Origin of the sequence: Streptomyces alboniger, from assembly GCF_008704395.1 — a bacterium.
Lineage (GTDB): Bacteria > Actinomycetota > Actinomycetes > Streptomycetales > Streptomycetaceae > Streptomyces > Streptomyces alboniger.
Genome location: NZ_CP023695.1, coordinates 2032077 through 2054183 on the forward strand (window position 1 = coordinate 2032077; position 22107 = coordinate 2054183).

Genomic DNA, 22107 nt, shown 5'->3' on the forward strand with positions numbered 1-22107 from the left:
ATACGGCCCCGTCCGACCCGGCCCCTCGAACCCGGCCCCCGCAAGCCCTCAACATGAGTCACGCCTTCACCAACCCTCGCCCGCTCCCGCCCAACGCGAGATAGACGTCCTCAAGACTGGGCGTGGCCACAGTGAAGTCGTCCAGCGCGGCGAAGGCGCTCCCGCCGGTGACCGCCGCGACAGCGGCCCGGGCCTCCTCGGGCGCGAGCCGCAGGGACCACCGCCGTCCCGACTCGACGGCGAAGGAGCGGAGCGCGGCCACCTCGGGGACGCCGAGCGGCGCGCGCTCCCGCCACACCAGCTCCACCCGTACCTCGTCGGCGACCTGCTCCTTGAGCCCGGCCGGACTGTCACAGGCGATGACCTTGCCCCGGTCGAGTACGGCGACCCGGTCCAGCACGGTCTCCGCCTCGATGACGTTGTGCGTGACGAGCAGCACGGTCGTCCCGCGCTCGGCCCGACGCCGGTCGATCGCCGCCCACACGGCACGGCGCGCGACGGGGTCCATGCCGGTGGTCGGTTCGTCCAGGACGAGCAGCGGCCGCTCCCCCACCAACGCGGTGGCGAAGCAGGCGAGCCGCCGCTGCCCGCCGGAAAGCTTCTTCAGCGGCCGCGAGGCCAGCGGGGTGAGCCCCAGCTCTTCGAGGACCGCGTCCCGCTCGGCCCGCGCCCGGTGCACGTCGAGTCCCCGCAGTCGCCCGGTGGTCTCGACGGCCAGTGACACGGTCAGCTCGTCGAGCGCCGTGGACTCCTGCCCGAGGTAGGCGAGGATCCGCGCCGCCCGCTCGGGGTGGCGCACGATGTCGTGGCCGAGGATGTCGACCGTGCCGCTGTCGGGCCGCATCAGCCCGGTCAGCTGGCGTACGAGGGTGGACTTGCCTGCGCCGTTGGGCCCGAGCAGACCGAAGATCTCCCCGCGCCGGACCGTCAGGGAGATGCCGTCGGTGGCGCGGACCTCGGGCGTCGCGGGCCTGCCTCGCCTGCCTCGGGCGGCGGGGTAGGTCTTGACCAGGTCGCCCACCGCGCAGACGGCGTCGATGCCGTGTTCCTGACGGAGTCCCTGTCGGACTGCCGGTGCGGGGCGCGTACTCACGAAGGACGAGACTACGGGGTCGGCGGGCGCGGATGACGCCCGGGGCGCCCCGTACGCCCCGTATCAGTCACCTGCCCGGTCCCCCGCAGGCGCGTGTTCGGCGGCTGTCCGCGCGTCGACCTCCCGCCAGAAGCCGGCCCGGATCGCGTACCGGTCGTGCTCGTCGATCTGGTCGTCCTTGTGCGCGAGCAGGCCGAACCGTGCGGCGTAGCGCAGCAGCTCGCCGTCGATGCGGTGCGGGATGCGCGGGTACATCGTCGAGAGCTTCTGGAGGTTGTGCTGTTCGGGCAGGCGCGCCATCCACCGTCGGGCGAACACCTGTCCCACCTCAAAAGGGTCGCCGCCGACCGTGGTGATGTCCTCCTCCCGGTCCGCCCAGCGCTGCTCGGCCGTCGTCAGCTGGGCGAGGGTGGGCAGGGCCGCGGCTTCGGGGCCCTCGGGCGCGCCTCCGGGCCTCTCGACCCAGCCCTTGTCGGAGGACCAGCGCAGCGTCGCGCTCGTGGGGGGCTGCGGGGGCTGGGTGCCGGGGCCGCGCAGGGCGGCCAGGTCCTTGGGGGTGGGCACGCCCTTGCCCGGGGGGACGCGGTGCTCGCCGGACTCCCGGCCGTTGGACGCGGCGTCGGCGTGCCGGGCGGGGGCTGCCTCCTCCTCGGCGCGCTGCGCGGCGGCGGCGAGAGCGGACTCCGGGAGCGGTGCGGAGAGGATCGCGGCGATCTCGGGGCGCGGCGCGGGCGACGGCGCGCAGATGCCGGTGAGCTCCTTGGGGCGTACGGCCTTGGTGATCCACGCCCGGTCGAGGACGCGCCGCTCGTCGGCCTCGGCGACCAGGTCCTCCGACTGGTTGTAGTCCCCGTCTGCGGCCTGTACGGCCCACAGGTGGACGGCGACGCCGTGCTCCTTGGCGGCCATCATGCCGGGCAGCAGATCCCCGTCGCCGGTGACGAGCACGATGTCGGAGCAGGCGCGGTTGCGGGCCAGCTCGGTCAGCTCGGCGTGCATGGCGGCGTCCACGCCCTTCTGCGCCCACCGCCCGTCGCTGCGGGTCAGGGCTCCGAGCCTGACCGTCACGCGCGGCATGACGCGCAGCCGCCGGTGCTCGGGCTGCGGTACGCGGTCGGGGGCGCCGTCGAACCAGTAGATCCGCAGCAGCGGACGCTGGGTGTCGGACTCCGCGCGCTCGCGCAGGCCCTGGATCAGGGCGGCGTGGTCGACGGTGATCCGGGACCTGGAGGGTTCCCCCGCGAGCAGACTCGCGGCGGCACCCAGCAGATACCCGGCGTCCACCAGGACGATGCAGCGGTCCACGCGATCCACCCTCTTTCCCTGGAGGTCTCCGGCGTTCCGGGAAGTTCCTGAAAGTGTCCGGAGGTTCCTGGACGTTCCCTAGAAGGCCCGCGAACACACCCTGTGACGAGAACGAATCAGGGGTGCGGGTGCGGGGCCGCGTCGGGTTTGCTTCGAGTCTGCCCGACCTGGCGGAGGTTAACGGGCGGAACTCGATCTTCGGCGTGGCGCATCGGCGCATCACTCCGGGACAGCCCTTATCACGCACGGTAATTATCCGAAATGCGCGGTCTGTCGGCATATGTGAGTCTGGTCGCGTCATGGCCCCCGGATCCCCCTCAGGAGGAAGATCACCATGGCCAAGAACAAGAATCGCAAGCAGGGCAGCCAGGAGAACCGCGCCTCGGCGGCCGAGCAGGCATCGGAGCAGGCCAAGTCGGCCGCCGCCGAGGCCCAGTCGCCGATGGAGTCGCAGGCTCAGGGCAGCCCCGCTGATGTTGCCCGTAAGCACCAGCGCCGCTTCGGCCACAACTGACGCACATTGAGGCACACATGAGGGGCGCACCCGATCCGGGTGCGCCCCTCATGCTCTGCCCGCCTCGGGCCGGGGGCGGTCTCAGCCCGCCAGGCAGGACGGGCCGAGCAGCACCTTCAGATCGCCGAAGAGCGCCGGGTCCGGCTTGACGCGGTGCCGGTCGAGCCGCAGCACCGTGGTCTTCTGCGCCCCCTGGAGCTTGATCCGCACCTCGCTGTTGCCGCGGTGGTGGCTGAGGACCTCGCCGAGGCGGTGGACCATCGGCGGGCTCACCTTGACGGTCGGGATGGTGATCACCACGGGCGCGTTGGTGCCCGCGTTCGACAGGTCGGGGACCTGGAGCTCCATCGCGACGAGCCGCGGCACGTCCTCGCGCTTGTCGAGGCGTCCCTTGACGAAGACCACCGCGTCCTCGACGAGTTGGGTCGAGACCAGCTGGTACGTCGCTGGGAAGAACATGCACTCGATGGAACCGGCGAGGTCCTCGACGGTGGCGATGGCCCAGGCGTTGCCCTGCTTGGTCATCTTGCGCTGGAGGCCGGAGATGATGCCGCCGATGGTGACGACCGAGCCGTCGGAGAAGTCACCGCCGGTGAGCTGTCCGATCCCCGCGTCGGCCTTGTCGGAGAGCACGTGCTCCAGGCCGAAGAGCGGGTGGTCGGAGACGTAGAGCCCGAGCATCTCCCGCTCCTGGGCGAGCAGGTAGGTCTTCTCCCACTCGTCCTCGGAGAACTCCACGTCGAGCCCGAAGCCCGGCTCGTCGCCGCCGGACTCCTCGCCCATGCCGCCGAAGAGGTCGAATTGACCCTCGGCTTCCTTCCTCTTCACCGCGACCACGTTGTCGATCATCGGCTCGTACTGCGCGGTCAGGCCCTTGCGGGTGTGCCCCATGGTGTCGAACGCGCCCGCCTTGATGAGCGATTCGGTGGTGCGCTTGTTGCAGGCGGTCGCCTCGACCTTGTCGAGGTAGTCGGGGAAGGAGGTGAACTTCCCCTTCGCCTTGCGCGAGCGGATGATCGACTCCACCACGTTCGTACCGACGTTGCGGACCGCCTCCAGGCCGAAGAGGATCACGTCGTCGCCCTGGGCGGCGAAGTTGTGCACGGACTCGTTCACGTTCGGCGGGAGGACCTTGATGCCCATGCGGCGGCACTCGTTGAGGTAGACGGCCGACTTGTCCTTGTCGTCCTTCACCGAGGTGAGCAGCGCGGCCATGTACTCGGCCGGGTAGTTCGCCTTGAGGTAGGCGGTCCAGTAGGTGACCAGGCCGTACGCGGAGGAGTGCGCCTTGTTGAAGGCGTAGCCGGCGAAGGGGACCAGGACGTCCCACAGCGCCTGGATGGCCTCGTCGGAGTAGCCGTTCTTCCGGGCGCCCGCCTGGAAGAGGACGAAGTTCTTCTCCAGCTCCTCGGGCTTCTTCTTGCCCATCACGCGGCGCAGGATGTCGGCCTCGCCGAGGCTGTAGCCCGCGACGATCTGGGCGGCCTTCTGCACCTGCTCCTGGTACACGATGAGGCCGTAGGTCAGGCCCAGCGTCTCCTTCAGGGGCTCTTCGAGCTCCGGGTGGATCGGCGTGATCTCCTGGCGGCCGTTCTTGCGCTCGGCGTAGTTCGTGTGCGAGTTCATGCCCATCGGGCCCGGCCGGTACAGGGCCGAGACGGCGGAGATGTCCTCGAAGTTGTCGGGCTGCATCTGGCGCAGCAGCGAGCGCATCGGGCCGCCGTCGAACTGGAAGACGCCGAGCGTGTCACCGCGGCAGAGCAGTTCGAAGGTCTTCGGGTCGTCCAGCGGGAGGGAGAGCATCTCCAGGTCGACGCCCTTGTTGGCCCGCACCATCTTGACCGCGTCGTCCATGATGGTGAGGTTGCGCAGGCCCAGGAAGTCCATCTTGAGCAGGCCGAGCGACTCGCACTGGGGGTAGTCCCACTGCGTGATGGTCACGCCGTCGGTGTGCCGCACCCAGATCGGGGCGTGGTCGACGATCGGCTCGCTGGACATGATCACGCCGGCCGCGTGCACGCCCATCTGCCGGACCAGGCCCTCCACACCCTTGGCGGTGTCGATGACCTTCTTCACGTCCGGCTCGTTCTCGTACATCCCCCGGATCTCGCCCGCCTCGCTGTAGCGCGGGTGGGTGGGGTTGGTGATGCCGTCGAGGTCGATGCCCTTGCCGAGGACGTCGGCGGGCATCGCCTTGGTGAGGCGGTCGCCCATCGCGTACGGATATCCGAGCACGCGCGCGGAGTCCTTGATGGCGTTCTTCGCCTTGATCTTGCCGTACGTGCCGATCATGGCGACCTTGTCGGCGCCGTACTTCTCCGTCACGTACCTGATCACCTCGACGCGCCTGCGCTCGTCGAAGTCGATGTCGACGTCGGGCATGGAGACGCGCTCGGGGTTGAGGAACCGCTCGAAGATCAGGCCGTGCGTGATCGGGTCGAGGTCGGTGATGCCCATGGCGTACGCCACGATCGAACCGGCCGCGGAGCCTCGGCCCGGGCCCACCGCGATGCCGTTGTTCTTCGCCCACATGATGAAGTCGGCGACCACGAGGAAGTACCCCGGGAAGCCCATCTGGATGATGATGTCCATCTCGTACTCGGCCTGCTTCTGCCGGTCCTCGGGGACACCTCCCGGATAGCGGCGCTCCATGCCGCGCCGGACTTCCTCCTGGAACCAGGTGACCTCGGTGAAGCCCTCGGGGATGTCGAACTTCGGCATCAGGTCGCGCTTCTCGAACATCCCCGTGGTGTCGATCTGCTCGGCGACCAGGAGGGTGTTGCGGCAGCCCTCCTGCCACGCGTCCGAGGAGTCGATGGCGTACATCTCGTCCGTGGACTTCAGGTAGTAGCCGGTGCCGTCGAACCGGAAGCGGTCCGGGTCCGAGAGGTTCTTGCCGGTCTGGATGCACAGCAGGGCGTCGTGGGCGGTCGACTCGTGCGCGTACGTGTAGTGCGAGTCGTTCGTGACCAGCGGCGGGATCCCCAGCTCCTTGCCGATCTTCAACAGGTCGTCACGGACCCGGCGCTCGATCTCGATGCCGTGGTCCATCAGCTCCAGGAAGTACCGGTCCTTGCCGAAGATGTCCTGGTACTCACCGGCGGCCTTCCGCGCCTCCTCGTACTGCCCGAGGCGCAACCGCGTCTGGAGCTCCCCCGACGGGCACCCCGTGGAGGCGATGAGGCCCTCCGACCACTGGGAGATCGTCTCCTTGTCCATGCGCGGCCACTTCTGCAGCCAGCCTTCCGCGTACGCGTCGGAGGAGAGGCGGAAGAGGTTGTGCAGGCCCGTCTTGTTCGCCGCCCAGATCGTCTTGTGGGTGTAACCACCCGAACCCGACACGTCGTCGCGCTTCTGGTGCGGCTGGCCCCACTGGATCTTCCGCTTGTTGCGCCGCGACTCCGGGGCGACGTACGCCTCGATGCCGATGATCGGCGTCACGCCCGCCTTCTGCGCCGAGTGGAAGAAGTCGTACGCGCCGTGCAGGTTGCCGTGGTCGGACATCGCGATATGCGTCATGCCCATCTCATTGCACGCGTTGAACATGTCCTTGAGCCGCGCGGCACCGTCCAGAAGCGAGTACTGCGTGTGGACGTGCAGGTGCGTGAAGGGCGGCTTGGTCACGGCGGGAGGCCTCCGGAGAACGGTGGGCGACAGGCTGCGGGCAGTCTGGGGGGACAGCGACGAAGTCTAATCCGGGGCACTGACAGCGGGCGGGCACTCGGGGGTACGGTCGTGCGTTGGACCGGTCGAGAGCCCTGTCCCGAATGTCACGTACCACCCCGCATCAGGAGGCACCCAGCGATGTCCGTCCCGCAGCCCACGGCCGATCAGCGCGGTGAGCAGATCCTCGCCGTCTTCGGCACCGCTTTCGGCGAGCTGCTTGCCGCGGACCCCGCCGCGTTCCGGGTGAAGTTCCGGAAGATGGCCTCCTCCGCCTTCGCGTTCTACCGCGGCACGGCCTGCCTGTTCTACGCCGACCTGGAGCGCGAGCAGCACGGCGGACCGTATCTGGACGACCGTACGGGCCGGGTGTGGATCCACGGCGACCTGCACGCGGAGAACTTCGGCACGTACATGGACGCCCAGGGCCGCCTGATCTTCAACGTGAACGACTTCGACGAGGCGTACGTCGGCCCCTTCACCTGGGACCTGAAGCGCTTCGCCGCCTCCGTGGCCCTGATCGGCTACTCCAAGGCGCTCAGCGACGGCCAGATCTCCGACCTGGTGCGGACCTACGCCGCGGCGTACCGCGAGCGCATCCACGACCTGGCGACGGGCGCCAAGAGCGACGAGGTGCCGCCCTTCACGCTGGACACCGCCCAGGGCGCCCTTCTGGACGCGCTGCGCGACGCGCGCTCCCTGACCCGCTTCGGACTGCTCGACTCGATGACCGAGATCCGCGACTTCGAGCGCCGCTTCGCGCCCGGGGGCGGCTCCATCGAGCTGGACGCCGCCACGCGCTACAAGGTCCTCGCGGCCTTCGACGGCTATCTGGAGACGCTGCCGGAGTCCTCGCTCACCCGCCCCGACTCCTACCGCGTGAAGGACGTCGTGGGCCGGCGCGGCATCGGCATCGGCTCCGCGGGCCTGCCCTCGTACAACATCCTCCTCGAGGGCAACAGCGACGCGCTGGAGAACGACGTCGTGATCTACCTCAAGCAGGCGCAGACCCCGGCGGTCTCCCGGCACATCACGGACCCGGCGGTGCGGGGCTACTTCCAGCACGAGGGGCACCGCACGGTCATCTCGCAGCGCGCGCTCCAGGCGCACGCCGACCCGTGGCTGGGCTGGACCGAGCTGGACGGCGCGGGCCAGCTGGTCGCCGAGGTCTCGCCGTACGCGGTGGACCTGGACTGGTCGGACATCGACGACCTGGAGGAGATCGCCTCGGTCGTCGCCGACCTCGGCCGTGCCACCGCCACGATGCACGCGGCGGCGGACGACGAGAGCGGCCACTCGGACCTGGTGCCGTTCTCCACGGAGCGCGCCATCGACGCCGCGATCGCCGCCGACGAGGCCGGCTTCGGGGACCTGCTCGTCGACTTCGCGCACAGCTACGGCGCACGCGCGCGGGAAGACCACCAGATCTTCGTCGACCTGTTCCGTAACGGTCGGATTCCAGGTCTGTAAGCGTCCGCGGCCCAATGTGGAACTCATAGGCACCCTTTAGGGACCTCCTACGGGAACACGTGGCACACTCCTCCGCGATGGACATATCCGGGACCCAGCTCAGAGCCGTACGCGCGGCGCTCTTCACGGCGCTCGTCGTGACGCTCTCCGCCGCGTCGCACGTGCTGCTGTCCCGGGTCCCCCTGCCGCTGGCGACCGTCACGGCTGTCGCCGCCGCCGTCTTCGTCATCGCGTACGCGCTGGCGGGCCACGAGCGGGGCTTCGGGCGGATCGCCGCCCTGCTGATTCCCCTCGAACTGGCCGCCGACACGGTGTTCACCGCGGGCCAGCACGTCTGTTACGGCGAGGCGGGCGGCCCGGTGGCGGGTCCGCTGCGCTCCGTCGGCTTCGACGTGCTGTGCGGCGGTACGCCCGTCGGGACGCCGCTGGCCCGGATGACCGCGGACGGCCACGGCGGCGCCGCCGCGCTGCTCGCCGACGCCGACCCCGGCGCCGCCTGGCTGCTGCTCGGGGCGCACGTCGGCGTGGGCCTCCTGGCCGCCGGCTGGCTGCGGCGCGGGGAGCGGGCGCTGGCCCAGCTGCTGCGCGCGGTCGCCGGGGCCACGTTCCGGCCGCTCCTGATCGCGGTCGCCTCGGTGACCGCCCCGCGCACACCCGTACGCCGCCTGCCGCGCCCCGAGCGCCGGGCGCGGGTCACGCGCGCGCGCCTGCTGGTGCACTTCGTGGGGCGGCGTGGACCGCCGTGCTCGGCCGCCTTCGCCTGAGCACGAGATCCCCACGCAGTTCACCCACACGGAGAAAAAGATCATGAGCAAGCGCAACAGCCAGGCCGCCAAGTCCGCCGCCCGCGAGCGGATCCGCGCTCAGCAGGAGGCCGAGCGCAAGCGCGAGAAGCGCAAGCGCGCGGTGATCGTCGGTGTCTCGATCGTCGGCGTCCTCGCGATCGCCGGCGGCGTCGGCTACGCCGTGATGGAGGCCAACAAGCCCGGCTACTGGGACGCCGCGAAGGACGACAAGCTGGTCAAGCCCGCGAACACCTCGGGCGCGAACGGCACGACGGTCGTTCTCGGCAAGGACTCGGCGAAGAAGACCCTCAAGCTCTACGAGGACCCGCGCTGCCCGGTCTGCGCCGGCTTCGAGCAGGCTGTCGGCCCGACCATCGAGAAGGACCTGAAGGACGGCAAGTACAAGCTCCAGTTCGTCGGCGCCACCTTCCTCGACAACGGCATCCCCGGCGAGGGCTCCAGGAACGCCCTGAGCGCGATGGGCGCGGCGCTGAACGTCAGCGACGACGCGTTCCTCGCGTTCAAGAAGGCGCTGTACTCGGCGAAGAACCACCCCGCCGAGCAGGACGACAAGTTCAAGAACGACTCCTACCTCCTGAAGATCGCCGACGAGGTCCCCGAGCTGAAGAAGAGCGCGTCCTTCAAGAAGGACGTCAAGGACGGGACCTTCGACCGCTGGGCCCTGGAGATGTCGGAGAAGTTCGACGACAACAAGGACGGCGTCAGGGGCACGCCCTCCCTCGTCATGGACGGCAAGCAGCTGACCGCTCCCGGCTCGAAGAACGCGCCGAGCACGGCGAAGGACTTCAAGACCGTGGTCGACAAGGCCCTCAAGGGCTGACCCGGGGCCGGAGTCGGTTACCCGGCCCACGGGGAAAGAGCGGGCGAACTCACGGAGTTCGCCCGCTCTTTGGCTTACCGATCAGTATGGTGATCGTCCGTGACCAGTCGAACTGATCTTCAGCAGGCGCTCAACTCCGTGGCCCCGAGCCGCCGTACGGTCGTCAAGGCCGCAGCCGCCACCGCCGCGCTCGGCGCCCCGCTCGCCGCCGCCCCCGCACACGCCGCCGACGCCCCCGCCTTCCACCACGGCGTCGCCTCGGGGGACCCGCTGCCCGACGGTGTCCTGCTCTGGACCCGGGTGACGCCCGCGCCGGACGCCGTGCCCGGATCCGGCAAGGGGCCCGACACCGAGGTGAGGTGGGAGATAGCCGAGGACAAGGGCTTCTCCAGAGTCGTCAGCCGTGGCTCCACCACCGCGCGGGCCGCCTCCGACCACACGGTCAAAGCCGACGTAAGGGGCTTGCGCCAGGCGACCACCTATTACTTCCGCTTCTCCGTGGGCGATGCCTCCCCGGTGCACTCCCCCGTGGGCCGCACCCGCACCACCCCCGCGCACGACGCCTCCGCTCACGGCGTCCGCTTCGGTGTGGTGTCCTGCGCGAACTGGGAGGCCGGCTACTTCTCGGCGTACCGCCACCTCGCGGCCCGCACCGAACTGGACGCGGTCCTGCACCTCGGGGACTACCTCTACGAGTACCCGAGCGGCGAGTACCCGCGGGCCGAGAACGTCGTACGTCAGCACGAGCCCCGGCACGAGATCGTCACGCTCGCCGACTACCGCACCCGGCACGGCGTCCACAAGACCGACCGGGACGCGCAGGCGATGCACGCCACGCACCCGGTCATCGCGATCTGGGACGACCACGAGTTCGCCGACAACGCCTGGCAGGGCGGCGCGGGGAACCACTCCCCCGAGACCGAGGGGGCCTGGGCGGAACGCGTGGCGGCGGCCAAGCAGGCCTACTTCGAGTGGATGCCGGTACGCCCGTCCACCGAGGGCACCGTCTACCGCCGCGTCCGCTTCGGCAAGCTGGCCGACCTGCACCTGCTCGACCTGCGCTCCTTCCGCTCCCAGCAGGCGGGCACCGGCAGCGGCGCGGTGGACGACCCGGACCGTACGCTCACCGGCCGCGCGCAGCTCGACTGGCTGAAGTCGGGCCTCGCGTCCTCGGACGCCGCCTGGAAACTGGTCGGCACGTCGGTGATGATCTCGCCGGTCGCCTTCGGCGCCCTGCCTGCCCATCTCCTCAAGCCGCTCGCGAAGCTGCTCGGCCTGCCCCAGGAGGGCATCGCCATCAACGTGGACCAGTGGGACGGCTACACGGACGACCGCAGGGAACTCATCTCCCACCTGCGCGACAACGACATCCGCAACACCGTCTTCCTGACGGGCGACATCCACATGGCCTGGGCGAACGACGTACCGGTCAGGGCGGCCACGTATCCGCTGAGCCCCTCGGCCGCCACCGAGTTCGTCGTCACCTCGGTCAGCTCCGACAACATCGACGACCTGCTCGGCGTCGCCCCGCACACGGTGTCCCTGGCGGCCGCGACCACCCTCAAGGCGGCCAACCGCCATGTGAAGTGGCTGGACATGGACTCGCACGGCTACGGCGTCCTCGACGTCACCGCCGAGCGCTCGCAGATGGACTACTACGCGCTCTCCGACCGGACCGACCCCGACGCGACCTCGTCCTGGGTCCGTTCGTACCGCACGCTCAGCGGCACGCAGGAGGTCGAGCGGGTACGCGAGCCGGTGCGCTGACCCGTCCCCGGGCGGGGCCGCCAAGCAGCCCCGCCCGGCCCCCTCAGAGCGTCTCCAGGAAACCGATCGCCGTGCGCCACGTCTTCTCCGCGGCATCGGCGTCGTAGTCGTCGAGGCCCGGGTCGGTGAAGAGGTGTCCCGCTCCCGCGTAGCGGTAGATCTCCACATCGGCCCCGGCCCGGCCCATCCGGAGGTACCAGGCGCTCAGCCAGTCGTCCGTCTCGAACGGGTCGGGCTCCGCCACGTGCAGCTGCACCGGCAGCTCGTCCACGGACGCGTTCTCCGCGATGTCGGACGTGCCGTGCAGGAGCAGCAGACCGCGCGCCTTCGCGTCACCGAGCGCGAGGGTCTGGGCGGTCGCGGCGCCGAGGGAGAAGCCCGCGTAGACGAGACCGCGCTCGGAGTAGGGGGCGGCGGCGAGAATCGCCCGCTTCAGGAGTTCGTCCTTGCCGATCTCGTCCTGGAAGGCCCTTCCGGCCTCGACGTCGTCGAACGTGCGGCCGCCGAACAGATCCGGGGTCCACACCTCGTGCCCCTCGGCGCGCAGCCGGTCCGCCGCCGCGTGCACCGCGGGCCGCAGCCCGTACGTCGAGTGGAAAAGCATGATGTTCATGGGGCCATCGTGCCATCCACTTCGGTACCCCTACCCTCGGAGGCATGGAGAACGTACTGCGTCCGTTGATCGTGATCGGCGGCTCGGTCGTGCTCACAGTGGTGGTCGGCTGGCTGGTCGACTTCGCTCTGCGCAGGGCCGACGAACGGCGTCACGACACCCCGCTGTGGGGGCTGCTACGCCGCTGCCGCGTGCCCCTGCACATCGTCCTGTGCACCGCTCTGCTGAGAGGCTTCTACGGCCAGGCCCAGCTCGCCAAGGACCACTCGGCGGCCATCGGGCGGATCCTTTCGCTCGTCCTCATCGGCTCCGCGGCCTGGCTGGTGGTGCGGATCGCCACGGCGATAGTCGAGTCCTCGTACGCCCGCTACGCCACGGTCCACCGCGATCCGGCCCGCGTCCGCAGGGTCCGTACGCAGGTGACCCTCATCCAGCGGGTGCTCTCCGCGATCGTGGGTGTCGTGGCGGCCGCGGCGATGCTGCTGACCTTCCCCGCCATGCAGGCGGCCGGCACCTCGCTGCTGGCCTCGGCCGGCATCCTCGGCATCGTCGCCGGTGTCGCGGCCCAGTCCACCCTCGGCAACCTCTTCGCGGGCCTCCAGATCGCCTTCGGCGACATGGTGCGGATCGGTGACACCGTCGTGGTGGACGGCGAGTGGGGCACCGTCGAGGAGATCACCCTGACCTTCCTCGCGGTACGCACCTGGGACGAGCGCCGGATCACGATGCCCGTGTCGTACTTCACGTCGAAACCCTTCGAGAACTGGTCCCGCGGCGGCGCGCAGATGACCGGCACGGTCTTCTTCCATCTGGACCACTCGGCGCCGGTCCACCAGATGCGCGACAAGCTCCGCGACATCCTGCGCGACTGCGCGGCGTGGGACGGCAGGGACTGGGGCCTCGCGGTCACGGACACGACGCCGAGCACGATGCAGGTCCGCGCCCTGGTCACCGCGAAGGACGCGGACGACATCTGGACCGTCCGGGTCACGGTGCGCGAGCAGATGGTGCAGTGGCTGACCGAGAAGCATCCGTACGCACTGCCGAAGGTCACCACGGCCTCGGCGGAACCCGCGCCGAACGGCCACCGCCCGCTGCACCTCGCCCCGAAGGCGCCGCGGACCGGCCGCGGCTGAGCTGCCCGGCACCGGGCCCGGGGTCAGCGCAGGCTGCGTACGTCGAGGTGATGCAGCACCCGGTCGACGACCTCCGGGTCGGCGCCGGGCTCGCTGCGCGCCGCGAGGACCTCATGGCGCGCGGCCGACATCATCTCGCGCTGGATGCGCTGGACGGCCTTCATCCGGTCCACGCGCTTGGCGTACCGCTCGCGCCGCTCCTCGTCGACCACGTCCGGGCTGATCCTGGCCCCGATGTCGAACGCGCCGCGCAGCAGCCGCTCGGAGACCTCCTCCGGAAGCTCCTCGACCGCCTCGATCTCCTTGAGGCGGCGCTTGGCGGCCTTGGCGGCGCGTACGGCGAGCGCCCGCTCCAGCTCCCGCTCCGCGTCGGTGTCGGCGCGCACCCCGAGCTTCCGCACCAGCCAGGGCAGCGTGAGTCCCTGAACGACCAGCGTCGCCATGATCACGCAGAACGCGATGAAGATGATCTCGTCACGGGCCGGGAACGGAGCCCCGTCGTCGGTCTTGAGCGGGATGGCGAGCGCGAGCGCCACGGAGGCCACGCCGCGCATACCGGCCCACCACATGACGACGGTCTCGCGCCAGGTCGTCGGGATCTCCTCGTCGTAGTCCCGGCGCTTGTGCAGCCGCTTGGCGAGCCAGGTCGCGGGCAGCAGCCACAGCAGCCGCCCGCCGACGACGACGCCGACGACCGCCGCGCCCCAGCCGAACATCTCCCACTCACGGCCGCTCGCGATGCCGAACACGTTGTGCAGTTCGAGACCGATGAGCCCGAAGGCGGCGCCGGTCACCAGGGTGTCGACGATCTGCCAGAAGGTCTGCCCGGTGATGCGCCCGAGCACGTCGTCGGCGTCGACCGCGTTCTCCGCGAGGTAGAGCGCGGTGGTGAGGACGGCGAGCACACCGGAGCCGAGGAGTTCCTCGGCCAGCACATAGCTGACGAACGGCACGAGCAGCGTCAGGCCGGTCTGGAGGATGGCGTCGCCGAGCAGCCCCATCAGCTTGTTCGTCAGCCAGCCGAGCGCGAGCCCGACGAGCACGGCCACCACGGCGGAGAGCACCAGACGGCCCGCGGCGGACGGCCAGGAGAAGGTGCCGCTCACCGCCGCCGCGATCGCCACGTGGTAGAGCACGATCGCCGTGACGTCGTTGAAGAGCCCCTCGCCCTCCAGGATCGACACGAGTCTGCGGGGCAGCCCGAGCGAGCCCGCCACGGCGGTCGCGGCGACCGGGTCCGGCGGCGCGACGAGCGCCCCGAGCGCCACGGCCGCGGCGATCGGCAGCCCGGGGACGATGGCGTTGGCCATCGCGGCGACCGCCGCCGTCGTCACGAACACCAGTGCTACGGCGAGCAGGAAGATGGGCCGCCGGTTGGCCGCGAACTGCCGCCACGACGTGCGCTGCACGGACGCGTAGAGCAGCGGCGGCAGCACCAGCGGAAGGATGTAGTCCGGCGGGATCTCGACATTGGGCACGAACGGCAGCAGGGCCATGCCGATCCCCGCGAGCGTCATCAGGACGGGCGCGGGCAGCCCGAGCCGGTCCCCCAACGGCACCGTGACCACGGCCCCCAGCAACAAGACGAGCAGCAGCGCCAGTTGATCCACGGTGCGCCCTCCGGGCGGTCGAGACTTCAACGATCAAGACTCAACCCTGCCACGCGGCGGCGCTCACCGCGTCAGTGCAGCGCCTTGCGCATCGCCTGATGCGGAATCCCGGCGTCCGGGAACTCCGGGCCGTACGCCTCGTACCCCAGGCGTTCGTAGAAGCCCAGGGCGTGCGTCTGGGCGTGCAGGTCGACGGCCGTCAGGCCACGCGCGCGTGCCGCGTCCTCTATGGCCCGGACCAGGGCCGCCCCGACGCCCGCGCCGCGGGCCGCCCCCGTCACCGCGAGCCGGCCGAGCGCGCCCACGCCGGCGTCCCCGCCGTTCTTGGCGGCCGCCGCGGCGCCGGTCAGGAGCCGGCCCGTGCCCAGCGGCACGCCGTCCTCGCGCACGGCCAGGACGTGCACCGCCCCGGCGTCGTACGCGTCGTACTCAAGCTCTTCGGGCACCTGCTGCTCGGCCACGAAGACGTCCTTGCGGACCGCGAAACAGGCCGCGAGGTCCTCCGGGTCCCGCGCGACCCGGATCGTCACACCGGTCACGCGCTCTCCGCCCGCACCCGGTCGAGCGCCTGCTGGAGGTCCTCGGGGTACTGGCTCTCGAACTCCACCCACTGTCCGTCGCCCGGGTGCTCGAAGCCGAGCCGGACCGCGTGCAGCCACTGGCGCGTCAGGCCGAGGCGCTTGCCGAGCGTCGGGTCCGCGCCGTACGTCAGGTCGCCCACGCAGGGGTGCCGGTGGGCCGCCATGTGGACGCGGATCTGGTGGGTGCGCCCCGTCTCCAGCTTGATGTCGAGCAGGGAGGCGGCCCGGAAGGCCTCGATGAGGTCGTAGTGCGTGACGGAGGGCTTGCCCTCGGCCGTGACCGCCCACTTGTAGTCGTGGTTCGGGTGGCGGCCGATGGGGGCGTCGATCGTGCCGCTCATCGGGTCGGGGTGGCCCTGCACCAGCGCGTTGTAGCGCTTGTCGACCGTGCGCTCCTTGAACTGGCGCTTCAGCGAGGTGTACGCACGCTCGGACTTGGCGACCACCATCAGGCCGGAGGTGCCGACGTCCAGGCGGTGCACGATGCCCTGGCGCTCGGCGGCACCGGAGGTCGAGATGCGGTAACCGGCGGCGGCGAGGCCGCCGATCACGGTCGTCCCGGTCCAGCCCGGGCTCGGGTGCGCGGCGACGCCGACCGGCTTGACGATCACGACGATGTCGTCGTCGTCATGCACGATCTCCATGCCCTCGACGGGCTCGGCCACGATCTGCACCGGAGCGGGCGCCTGCGGCATCTCCACTTCCAGCCAGGCGCCGCCGTGCACCCGCTCGGATTTGCCGACCACCGAGCCGTCGACCGAGACCTTCCCCGCCGCGGCGAGCTCGGCGGCCTTCGTGCGGGAGAAACCGAACATGCGAGAGATGGCGGCGTCGACGCGCTCGCCCTCCAGGCCGTCCGGCACGGGCAGGGTACGGATCTCGGGAATCGTGCTCACCCATTGAGTATGCAGGAGCCCACCGACACTCCCCGACCACAGGTCTCCTGCCGGGCCCGGCCTCAGTCCTTGTGGACCGTGCCGTCCGGGTCGAGCCCCTTGAAGGACAGCAGCACGATCAGGATGCCGCCGCAGACGATCGCCGAGTCCGCGAGGTTGAAGACCGCGAAGCCCTTGGGAGCGATGAAGTCGACCACCGCGCCCTCGAAGACGCCGGGCGCGCGGAAGATCCGGTCGGTGAGATTGCCGAGCGCGCCGCCGAGGAGCAGGCCGAGCGCGATCGCCCACGGCAGGCTGTAGAGCTTGCGGGCGAGCCGGGCGATCACCACGATGACCGCCGCGGCGATGCACGTGAAGATGATCGTGAAGGCCTCGCCGAACCCGAACGCGGCGCCCGCGTTGCGGATCGCGTTGAAGCGGAGCCACTCGCCGAAGACCTCGATCGCGTCGTGATGCTCCAGCTTCGCGACCACGATCATCTTGCTGACCAGGTCGAAGGCGTACGCGACGGCGGCCACGGCGAACAGCACGGCGATCTTGCGCCTGCCCTTGGGCCGCTGCTCGTCCTCGCCCACGACGTCGCCGGGCCGCTCCGGCTCGCCCCCGACCGCCTCAGGGTTCTCCGGCGTACCGATGATGCGCTCCGCCTCTGCCACGTGAGTCCCTCAACCTAGGTACCTGACTGGGGACGAGGGTACGGCACACACGTACGGGCCCAGGCGTCCAGGCCGCGCTCAGGAGCGTCGTTCCTGCTTCTGCTTGCACTCCACGCACAGGGTCGCGCGCGGGAAGGCCTGCATCCGCGCCTTGCCGATCGGATTCCCGCAGTTCTCACAGAGGCCGTACGTCCCCGCGTCGAGGCGTTCCAGGGCGCGCTCGGTCTGGAGGAGCATCTCGCGCGCGTTGGCGGCCAGCGCCATCTCGTGCTCGCGCGTGATGTTCTTCGTACCGGTGTCCGCGTCGTCGTCGCCCGCCCCGTCACCGGAGTCCCGCATCAGCCCCGCCAGGGCCTCCTCGGAGGACGAGATCTCGCTGCCGAGGCGCAGCGCCTCGCTCTGTAGCTCCGTACGGGCCTCCTCGACCTCTGCCGGAGTCCAGGGGTCCTCACCCGGCCGGACCGCCAGCTCACCGGGTTCCGCCGCGGCGGCACGCGCCTTGGGCACCGCCGTCGGCTGCGCCGCTGCGGTCGCCGTGCCCGGAGTCTTCTTCGCAACCACTGTCGTGGCTCCCGTCGTCTCCGCGGCCTCAGCCGCATCTTCGGCCGCGGTCGCGACCGTCTCGTTGTCCGTACCCTGCGTGCCCTGCGTGCCCTGCCCTGCCGCGCTCTCCGCGTCCGCCTTCTTGGCGGCGCGCTTCGAGGCGGCACTCTTCTTTGCGGTGCTCTTCTTTGCGGTGCTCTTCTCGGGGGCCGTGCTCTCCCCGACCGCGTTCTCCCTTGCGGCGCCCTCCTCGGCGTCGCTTTCCTTGGCGGCCCTCTCCTTGGCAGCGCTCTCAGGGCCCGCCTGGGGCGCCCCCTCGTGCTCCGCCTCGTGAGCGGCCTTCTCCTTCGACGCGGCCTTGTGGGGCGCCGCCTTCTTGGACGCGGTCTTCTTCGCCGGCGCCTGCTCAGCCGCGGTCGCCTTCTTGGCAACGGCCTTCTTCGCGACGGCCTTTTTCGCCGCGGCCTTCTTCGCCGGGGCCTTCTTCGCGGGAACCTCCCCCACCGGAGCCTCGGAGCCCTCCGGTGACGCGGCCGCCCCCGCCCGCACCGGCTCCCCCATCACGGCCTTCTTCGCCACCGCCTTCTTCGCGGCGACCTTCTTCGCGACCGCCTTCTTCACCGCAGCCTTCTTGGCGGCGGCCTTCTTCGCCACCGTCTTCTTCACCGCGGTCTTCTCCCCCGCCGCCTTCCCCTCTGCTTCGGACGCCGCCCCCGCGCCGGTGGATCTGCCGGACGCCGACTGCTGTACGGCGGTCTTCTTCGCCACCATGGCCGCGGCCCCTTCACATATTGTGATCTTGCACGCGAATCGTGCTGGGACGATAAATCGACTCCAGGCTCGCGGCAACGGGGCACGCCGCCCGATTCGCCCGCCCCGCGGCTCCCGCACGGCGAGTCTGCAAGCGTTGTGCCCAACTCCCTGCCGGGTAATCCGCCGGCCGACGCGCGCGGCGGATCCGCTCACCCCGCCTCTCGCCATTCGGGTCACTCCCCGCCCCGCCCCGGCGGCCACCGGGAGTCCCGGAAAACCGGTCGGCCGTCCCACCCCGGGCGCCGTACACTGGGCGGCAGCGAGAAGCGTGGATGGGGACGAGTAGCGGCGTACGCAGCCATGAGCGACCCGGGGACGGTGAGAGCCCGGGGGCGAGCGCGACGTGAAGATCACCCCGGAGCCGCCGGAAGAAAGCCGAAGCCTCAAGCACAGGCGAGTAGACCCGGTATCGCGACCCCAATGAGGGGGCTCACCGGCACGGACCCCGTTCCGGAGAGCCAAGGAGGGTGGTACCGCGGGAGCGCGCCGCACCAGGCGCACACGGCTCTCGTCCCTCCGACGGAACGCAGCACATCCGCCGGAGGAGCTCGTTGAATACGCCGCCGCAGTACCGCCAGGTGCCCGCCCAGGTCGACCTGCCCGCCCTTGAGCACGCCGTGCTCGACTTCTGGCGCGAGCAGAAGATCTTCGCCAAGAGCCTCGACCAGTCCGAGGGCCGCCCCGAATGGGTGTTCTACGAGGGCCCGCCCACCGCCAACGGCATGCCGGGCGCCCACCACATCGAGGCCCGCGTCTTCAAGGACGTCTTCCCGCGCTTCCGCACCATGCGGGGCTACCACGTGGCCCGCAAGGCCGGCTGGGACTGCCACGGCCTCCCCGTGGAGCTGGCGGTCGAGAAGGAGCTGGGGTTCAACGGCAAGAAGGACATCGAGGCGTTCGGCATCTCCGAGTTCAACGCCAAGTGCCGCGAGTCCGTCACCCGCCACACCGACGCCTTCGCCGAGCTGACGACCCGCATGGGCTACTGGGTCGACCTCGACGACGCGTACCGCACGATGGACCCCGAGTACGTCGACTCCGTCTGGTGGTCCCTCAAGGAGATCTTCAACAAGGACCTCCTCGTCCAGGACCACCGCGTCGCCCCCTGGTGTCCCCGCTGCGGCACGGGCCTCTCGGACCACGAGCTGGCGCAGGGCTACGAGACGGTCGTCGACCCGTCCGTCTACGTCCGCTTCCCGCTCACCTCCGGCCCCCTCGCGGGCGAGGCCGCCCTCCTGGTCTGGACGACGACGCCCTGGACCCTCGTCTCCAACACCGCCGTCGCCGCGCACCCCGACGTCACCTACGTCGTCGCGACGAACGGCACGGAGAAGCTGGTCGTGGCCCAGCCGCTCGTCGAGAAGGCCCTCGGCGAGGAGTGGACGGTGACCGGTGAGACCTTCACCGGCGCCGAGATGGAGCGCTGGACCTACCAACGCCCCTTCGACCTCGTCGAGTTCCCGGCACCCGCGCACTACGTCGTGAACGCCGAGTACGTGACGACGGAGGACGGCACCGGTCTCGTCCACCAGTCCCCCGCCTTCGGTGAGGACGACCTCAAGGTCTGCCGCGCCTACGGCCTCCCGGTCGTGAACCCGGTCCGCCCCGACGGCACCTTCGAAGAGGACCTTCCGCTCGTGGGCGGTGTCTTCTTCAAGAAGGCCGACGAAAGCCTCACCAAGGACCTCGAAGACCGCGGCCTGCTCTTCAAGCACATCGCGTACGAGCACAGCTACCCGCACTGCTGGCGCTGCCACACGGCACTGCTCTACTACGCGCAGCCGTCCTGGTACATCCGCACCACGGCCCTCAAGGACCGTCTCCTCCAGGAGAACGAGAAGACCAACTGGTTCCCGGACTCGGTCAAGCACGGCCGCTTCGGCGACTGGCTGAACAACAACGTCGACTGGGCGCTCTCCCGCAACCGCTACTGGGGCACCCCGCTGCCCATCTGGCGCTGTGAGGAGGACCACCTCACCTGCGTCGGCTCACGCGCGGAGCTGTCCGACCTGACCGGCACCGACCAGTCGGACCTGGACCCGCACCGCCCCTTCATCGACGAGATCACCTTCACGTGCCCCCAGGAGGGCTGCGCCGCCACGGCCACGCGCGTGCCCGAGGTCATCGACGCCTGGTACGACTCGGGCTCGATGCCGTTCGCGCAGTGGGGCTACCCGTACAAGAACAAGGAACTCTTCGAGAGCCGCTACCCCGCGCAGTTCATCTCGGAGGCCATCGACCAGACCCGCGGCTGGTTCTACACGCTCATGGCCGTGGGCACCCTGGTCTTCGACAAGTCGTCCTACGAGAACGTGGTCTGCCTCGGCCACATCCTCGCCGAGGACGGCCGCAAGATGTCCAAGCACCTGGGCAACATCCTCCAGCCCATCCCGCTCATGGACCAGCACGGCGCCGACGCGGTGCGCTGGTTCATGGCCGCCGGCGGCTCCCCGTGGGCGGCGCGCCGCGTGGGCCACGGCACCATCCAGGAAGTCGTCCGCAAGACCCTCCTCACGTACTGGAACACGGTCGCCTTCCAGGCCCTGTACGCCCGTACGTCGAAGTGGGCCCCCAGCGACGCCGACCCGGCGCCCGCGGACCGCCCGCTCCTGGACCGCTGGCTGCTCAGCGAGCTGCACGCACTGACCGACCAGGTCACGCAGGCCCTGGAGGGCTACGACACCCAGCGCGCCGGCAAACTCCTGTCCGTCTTCGTCGACAACCTCTCCAACTGGTACGTACGCCGCTCGCGCCGCCGCTTCTGGCAGGGCGACAAGGCGGCCCTGCGCACCCTGCACGAGGTCGTCGAGACGGTCACGCGCCTGATGGCCCCGCTGACGCCGTTCATCACCGAGCGCGTCTGGCAGGACCTAATCGCCCCGGTCACCCCGGACGCCCCGGAGTCGGTCCACCTCTCCTCCTGGCCCGAAGCCGATCTGTCGATGATCGACCCGGAGCTGTCCCGGCAGATGGTCCTCGTACGTCGCCTGGTGGAGCTGGGCCGTGCCACGCGCGCGGAGTCGGGCGTCAAGACGCGTCAGCCGCTGTCCCGCGCGCTCATCGCGGCGACCGGCTTCGAGTCGCTCAACCCCGAGCTGCACACCCAGATCACCGAGGAGCTGAACGTCTCCTCGCTGGCGTCGCTCTCCGAGGTCGGCGGCTCGCTGGTCGACACCACCGCCAAGGCGAACTTCCGCGCCCTCGGCAAGCGCTTCGGCAAGGGTGTCCAGGCGGTCGCCAAGGCCGTCGCCGACGCCGACGCGGCCGCGCTGTCCCTGGCCCTGCGCGAGGGGACGGCCTCCGTCGAGGTCGACGGCGAGACGGTGACACTCGCCCCGGACGAGGTCATCATCACGGAGACCCCGCGCGAGGGCTGGTCGGTGGCGTCCGACTCCGGTGCCACGGTCGCCCTTGACCTGGAGATCACGGAGGAGCTGCGCCGGGCGGGCCTGGCCCGTGACGCGATCCGCCTGATCCAGGAAGCCCGCAAGAACAGCGGCCTGGACGTCGCGGACCGGATCGCCCTGTGCTGGACCTCCACGGACCCAGAGGTGACCACGGCCCTCTCCGAGCACGCCGGGCTCATCTCCGACGAGGTCCTCGCCACCGCCTACACGGAGGGTGACGCGGACGACACCTTCGGGCAGCCGTTCACCGACGACTCCCTGAAGCTGACGTTCCGCCTCCGCAAGGCGTAACGCTCGTACGAAGGCCCGGTTCCGCCAGATCTCTCTGGCGGAACCGGGCCTTCGGCGTCTGCACCCCACCTCCAGGGAGCCGCACACCGCCCGCACAAAAGGGCCGGGCCCCCAGAAACTCTG

Annotated in this window: 16 protein-coding genes; 7 read left to right on the forward strand and 9 right to left on the reverse strand. The window is 70.3% G+C overall.

Annotated elements, in window-relative coordinates:
- Positions 1-58: 58 nt before the first annotated feature.
- Together CP975_RS08945 and CP975_RS08950 are read right to left on the reverse strand one after the other, a co-directional pair.
- Complete coding sequence (locus tag CP975_RS08945) at positions 59-1093, reverse strand: ABC transporter ATP-binding protein (RefSeq protein WP_208835550.1); 1035 nt, start codon at positions 1091-1093, stop codon at positions 59-61.
- 63 nt (positions 1094-1156) lie between these two features.
- A complete protein-coding gene (locus CP975_RS08950) occupies positions 1157-2398 on the reverse strand; it encodes an NYN domain-containing protein (protein ID WP_150476737.1) in 1242 nt (413 codons plus the stop codon).
- Between the two features lie 334 nt (positions 2399-2732).
- Here CP975_RS08950 and CP975_RS08955 point away from each other — a divergent pair, with 334 nt between their 5' ends.
- On the forward strand, positions 2733-2912 hold the full coding sequence (locus CP975_RS08955) for a hypothetical protein (protein WP_125512277.1): 180 nt from the start codon (positions 2733-2735) through the stop codon (positions 2910-2912).
- 81 nt (positions 2913-2993) lie between these two features.
- On the opposite strand, the gene dnaE is transcribed toward CP975_RS08955, so the two are convergent.
- Complete coding sequence (gene dnaE / locus CP975_RS08960; RefSeq protein WP_055528670.1) at positions 2994-6536, reverse strand: DNA polymerase III subunit alpha; 3543 nt, start codon at positions 6534-6536, stop codon at positions 2994-2996.
- A gap of 180 nt (positions 6537-6716) precedes the next feature.
- Between dnaE and CP975_RS08965 the strand changes: the two genes are divergently transcribed.
- The 4 genes from CP975_RS08965 to CP975_RS08980 all read left to right on the forward strand — a co-directional run bounded on the left by CP975_RS08965 (position 6717) and on the right by CP975_RS08980 (position 11438).
- Entirely contained in the window at positions 6717-8045 is a 1329-nt protein-coding gene (locus tag CP975_RS08965; RefSeq protein ID WP_055528668.1) for a DUF2252 domain-containing protein, read from the forward strand.
- A gap of 77 nt (positions 8046-8122) precedes the next feature.
- Positions 8123-8809 (forward strand): hypothetical protein, encoded by a 687-nt coding sequence (locus tag CP975_RS08970; protein WP_055528667.1) that lies wholly within the window; start codon positions 8123-8125, stop codon positions 8807-8809.
- A gap of 43 nt (positions 8810-8852) precedes the next feature.
- On the forward strand, positions 8853-9671 hold the full coding sequence (locus CP975_RS08975; RefSeq protein WP_055528665.1) for a thioredoxin domain-containing protein: 819 nt from the start codon (positions 8853-8855) through the stop codon (positions 9669-9671).
- A 99-nt stretch (positions 9672-9770) separates the two neighbouring features.
- Positions 9771-11438 (forward strand): alkaline phosphatase D family protein, encoded by a 1668-nt coding sequence (locus CP975_RS08980; protein ID WP_055528663.1) that lies wholly within the window; start codon positions 9771-9773, stop codon positions 11436-11438.
- 43 nt (positions 11439-11481) lie between these two features.
- Here the strand turns inward: CP975_RS08980 and CP975_RS08985 are convergent, their stop codons facing one another.
- Positions 11482-12051, reverse strand: a complete 570-nt coding sequence (locus tag CP975_RS08985) for a dienelactone hydrolase family protein (protein WP_055528661.1) — start codon at positions 12049-12051, stop codon at positions 11482-11484.
- A gap of 44 nt (positions 12052-12095) precedes the next feature.
- Here CP975_RS08985 and CP975_RS08990 point away from each other — a divergent pair, with 44 nt between their 5' ends.
- Positions 12096-13187, forward strand: a complete 1092-nt coding sequence (locus CP975_RS08990) for a mechanosensitive ion channel family protein (protein ID WP_055528659.1) — start codon at positions 12096-12098, stop codon at positions 13185-13187.
- Between the two features lie 23 nt (positions 13188-13210).
- On the opposite strand, the gene CP975_RS08995 is transcribed toward CP975_RS08990, so the two are convergent.
- The 5 genes from CP975_RS08995 to CP975_RS09015 all read right to left on the reverse strand — a co-directional run bounded on the left by CP975_RS08995 (position 13211) and on the right by CP975_RS09015 (position 18244).
- On the reverse strand, positions 13211-14797 hold the full coding sequence (locus CP975_RS08995; protein ID WP_055528657.1) for a Na+/H+ antiporter: 1587 nt from the start codon (positions 14795-14797) through the stop codon (positions 13211-13213).
- Positions 14798-14868: 71 nt separating this feature from the next.
- Positions 14869-15336, reverse strand: a complete 468-nt coding sequence (locus tag CP975_RS09000; RefSeq protein ID WP_055528656.1) for a GNAT family N-acetyltransferase — start codon at positions 15334-15336, stop codon at positions 14869-14871.
- Positions 15333-16274: an RluA family pseudouridine synthase gene (locus CP975_RS09005; RefSeq protein ID WP_030783904.1), complete on the reverse strand. Its 942-nt coding sequence runs from the start codon at positions 16272-16274 to the stop codon at positions 15333-15335. Before CP975_RS09005 ends, CP975_RS09000 begins: the two co-directional genes overlap by 4 nt.
- A gap of 62 nt (positions 16275-16336) precedes the next feature.
- Positions 16337-16930, reverse strand: coding sequence for a signal peptidase II (lspA, locus tag CP975_RS09010; RefSeq protein ID WP_030783896.1), 594 nt, complete (start codon positions 16928-16930; stop codon positions 16337-16339).
- A gap of 78 nt (positions 16931-17008) precedes the next feature.
- Positions 17009-18244 (reverse strand): TraR/DksA family transcriptional regulator, encoded by a 1236-nt coding sequence (locus CP975_RS09015; RefSeq protein ID WP_055528655.1) that lies wholly within the window; start codon positions 18242-18244, stop codon positions 17009-17011.
- A gap of 593 nt (positions 18245-18837) precedes the next feature.
- Between CP975_RS09015 and ileS the strand changes: the two genes are divergently transcribed.
- On the forward strand, positions 18838-21984 hold the full coding sequence (gene ileS, locus CP975_RS09025; RefSeq protein WP_150476738.1) for an isoleucine--tRNA ligase: 3147 nt from the start codon (positions 18838-18840) through the stop codon (positions 21982-21984).
- Positions 21985-22107: the final 123 nt, after the last annotated feature.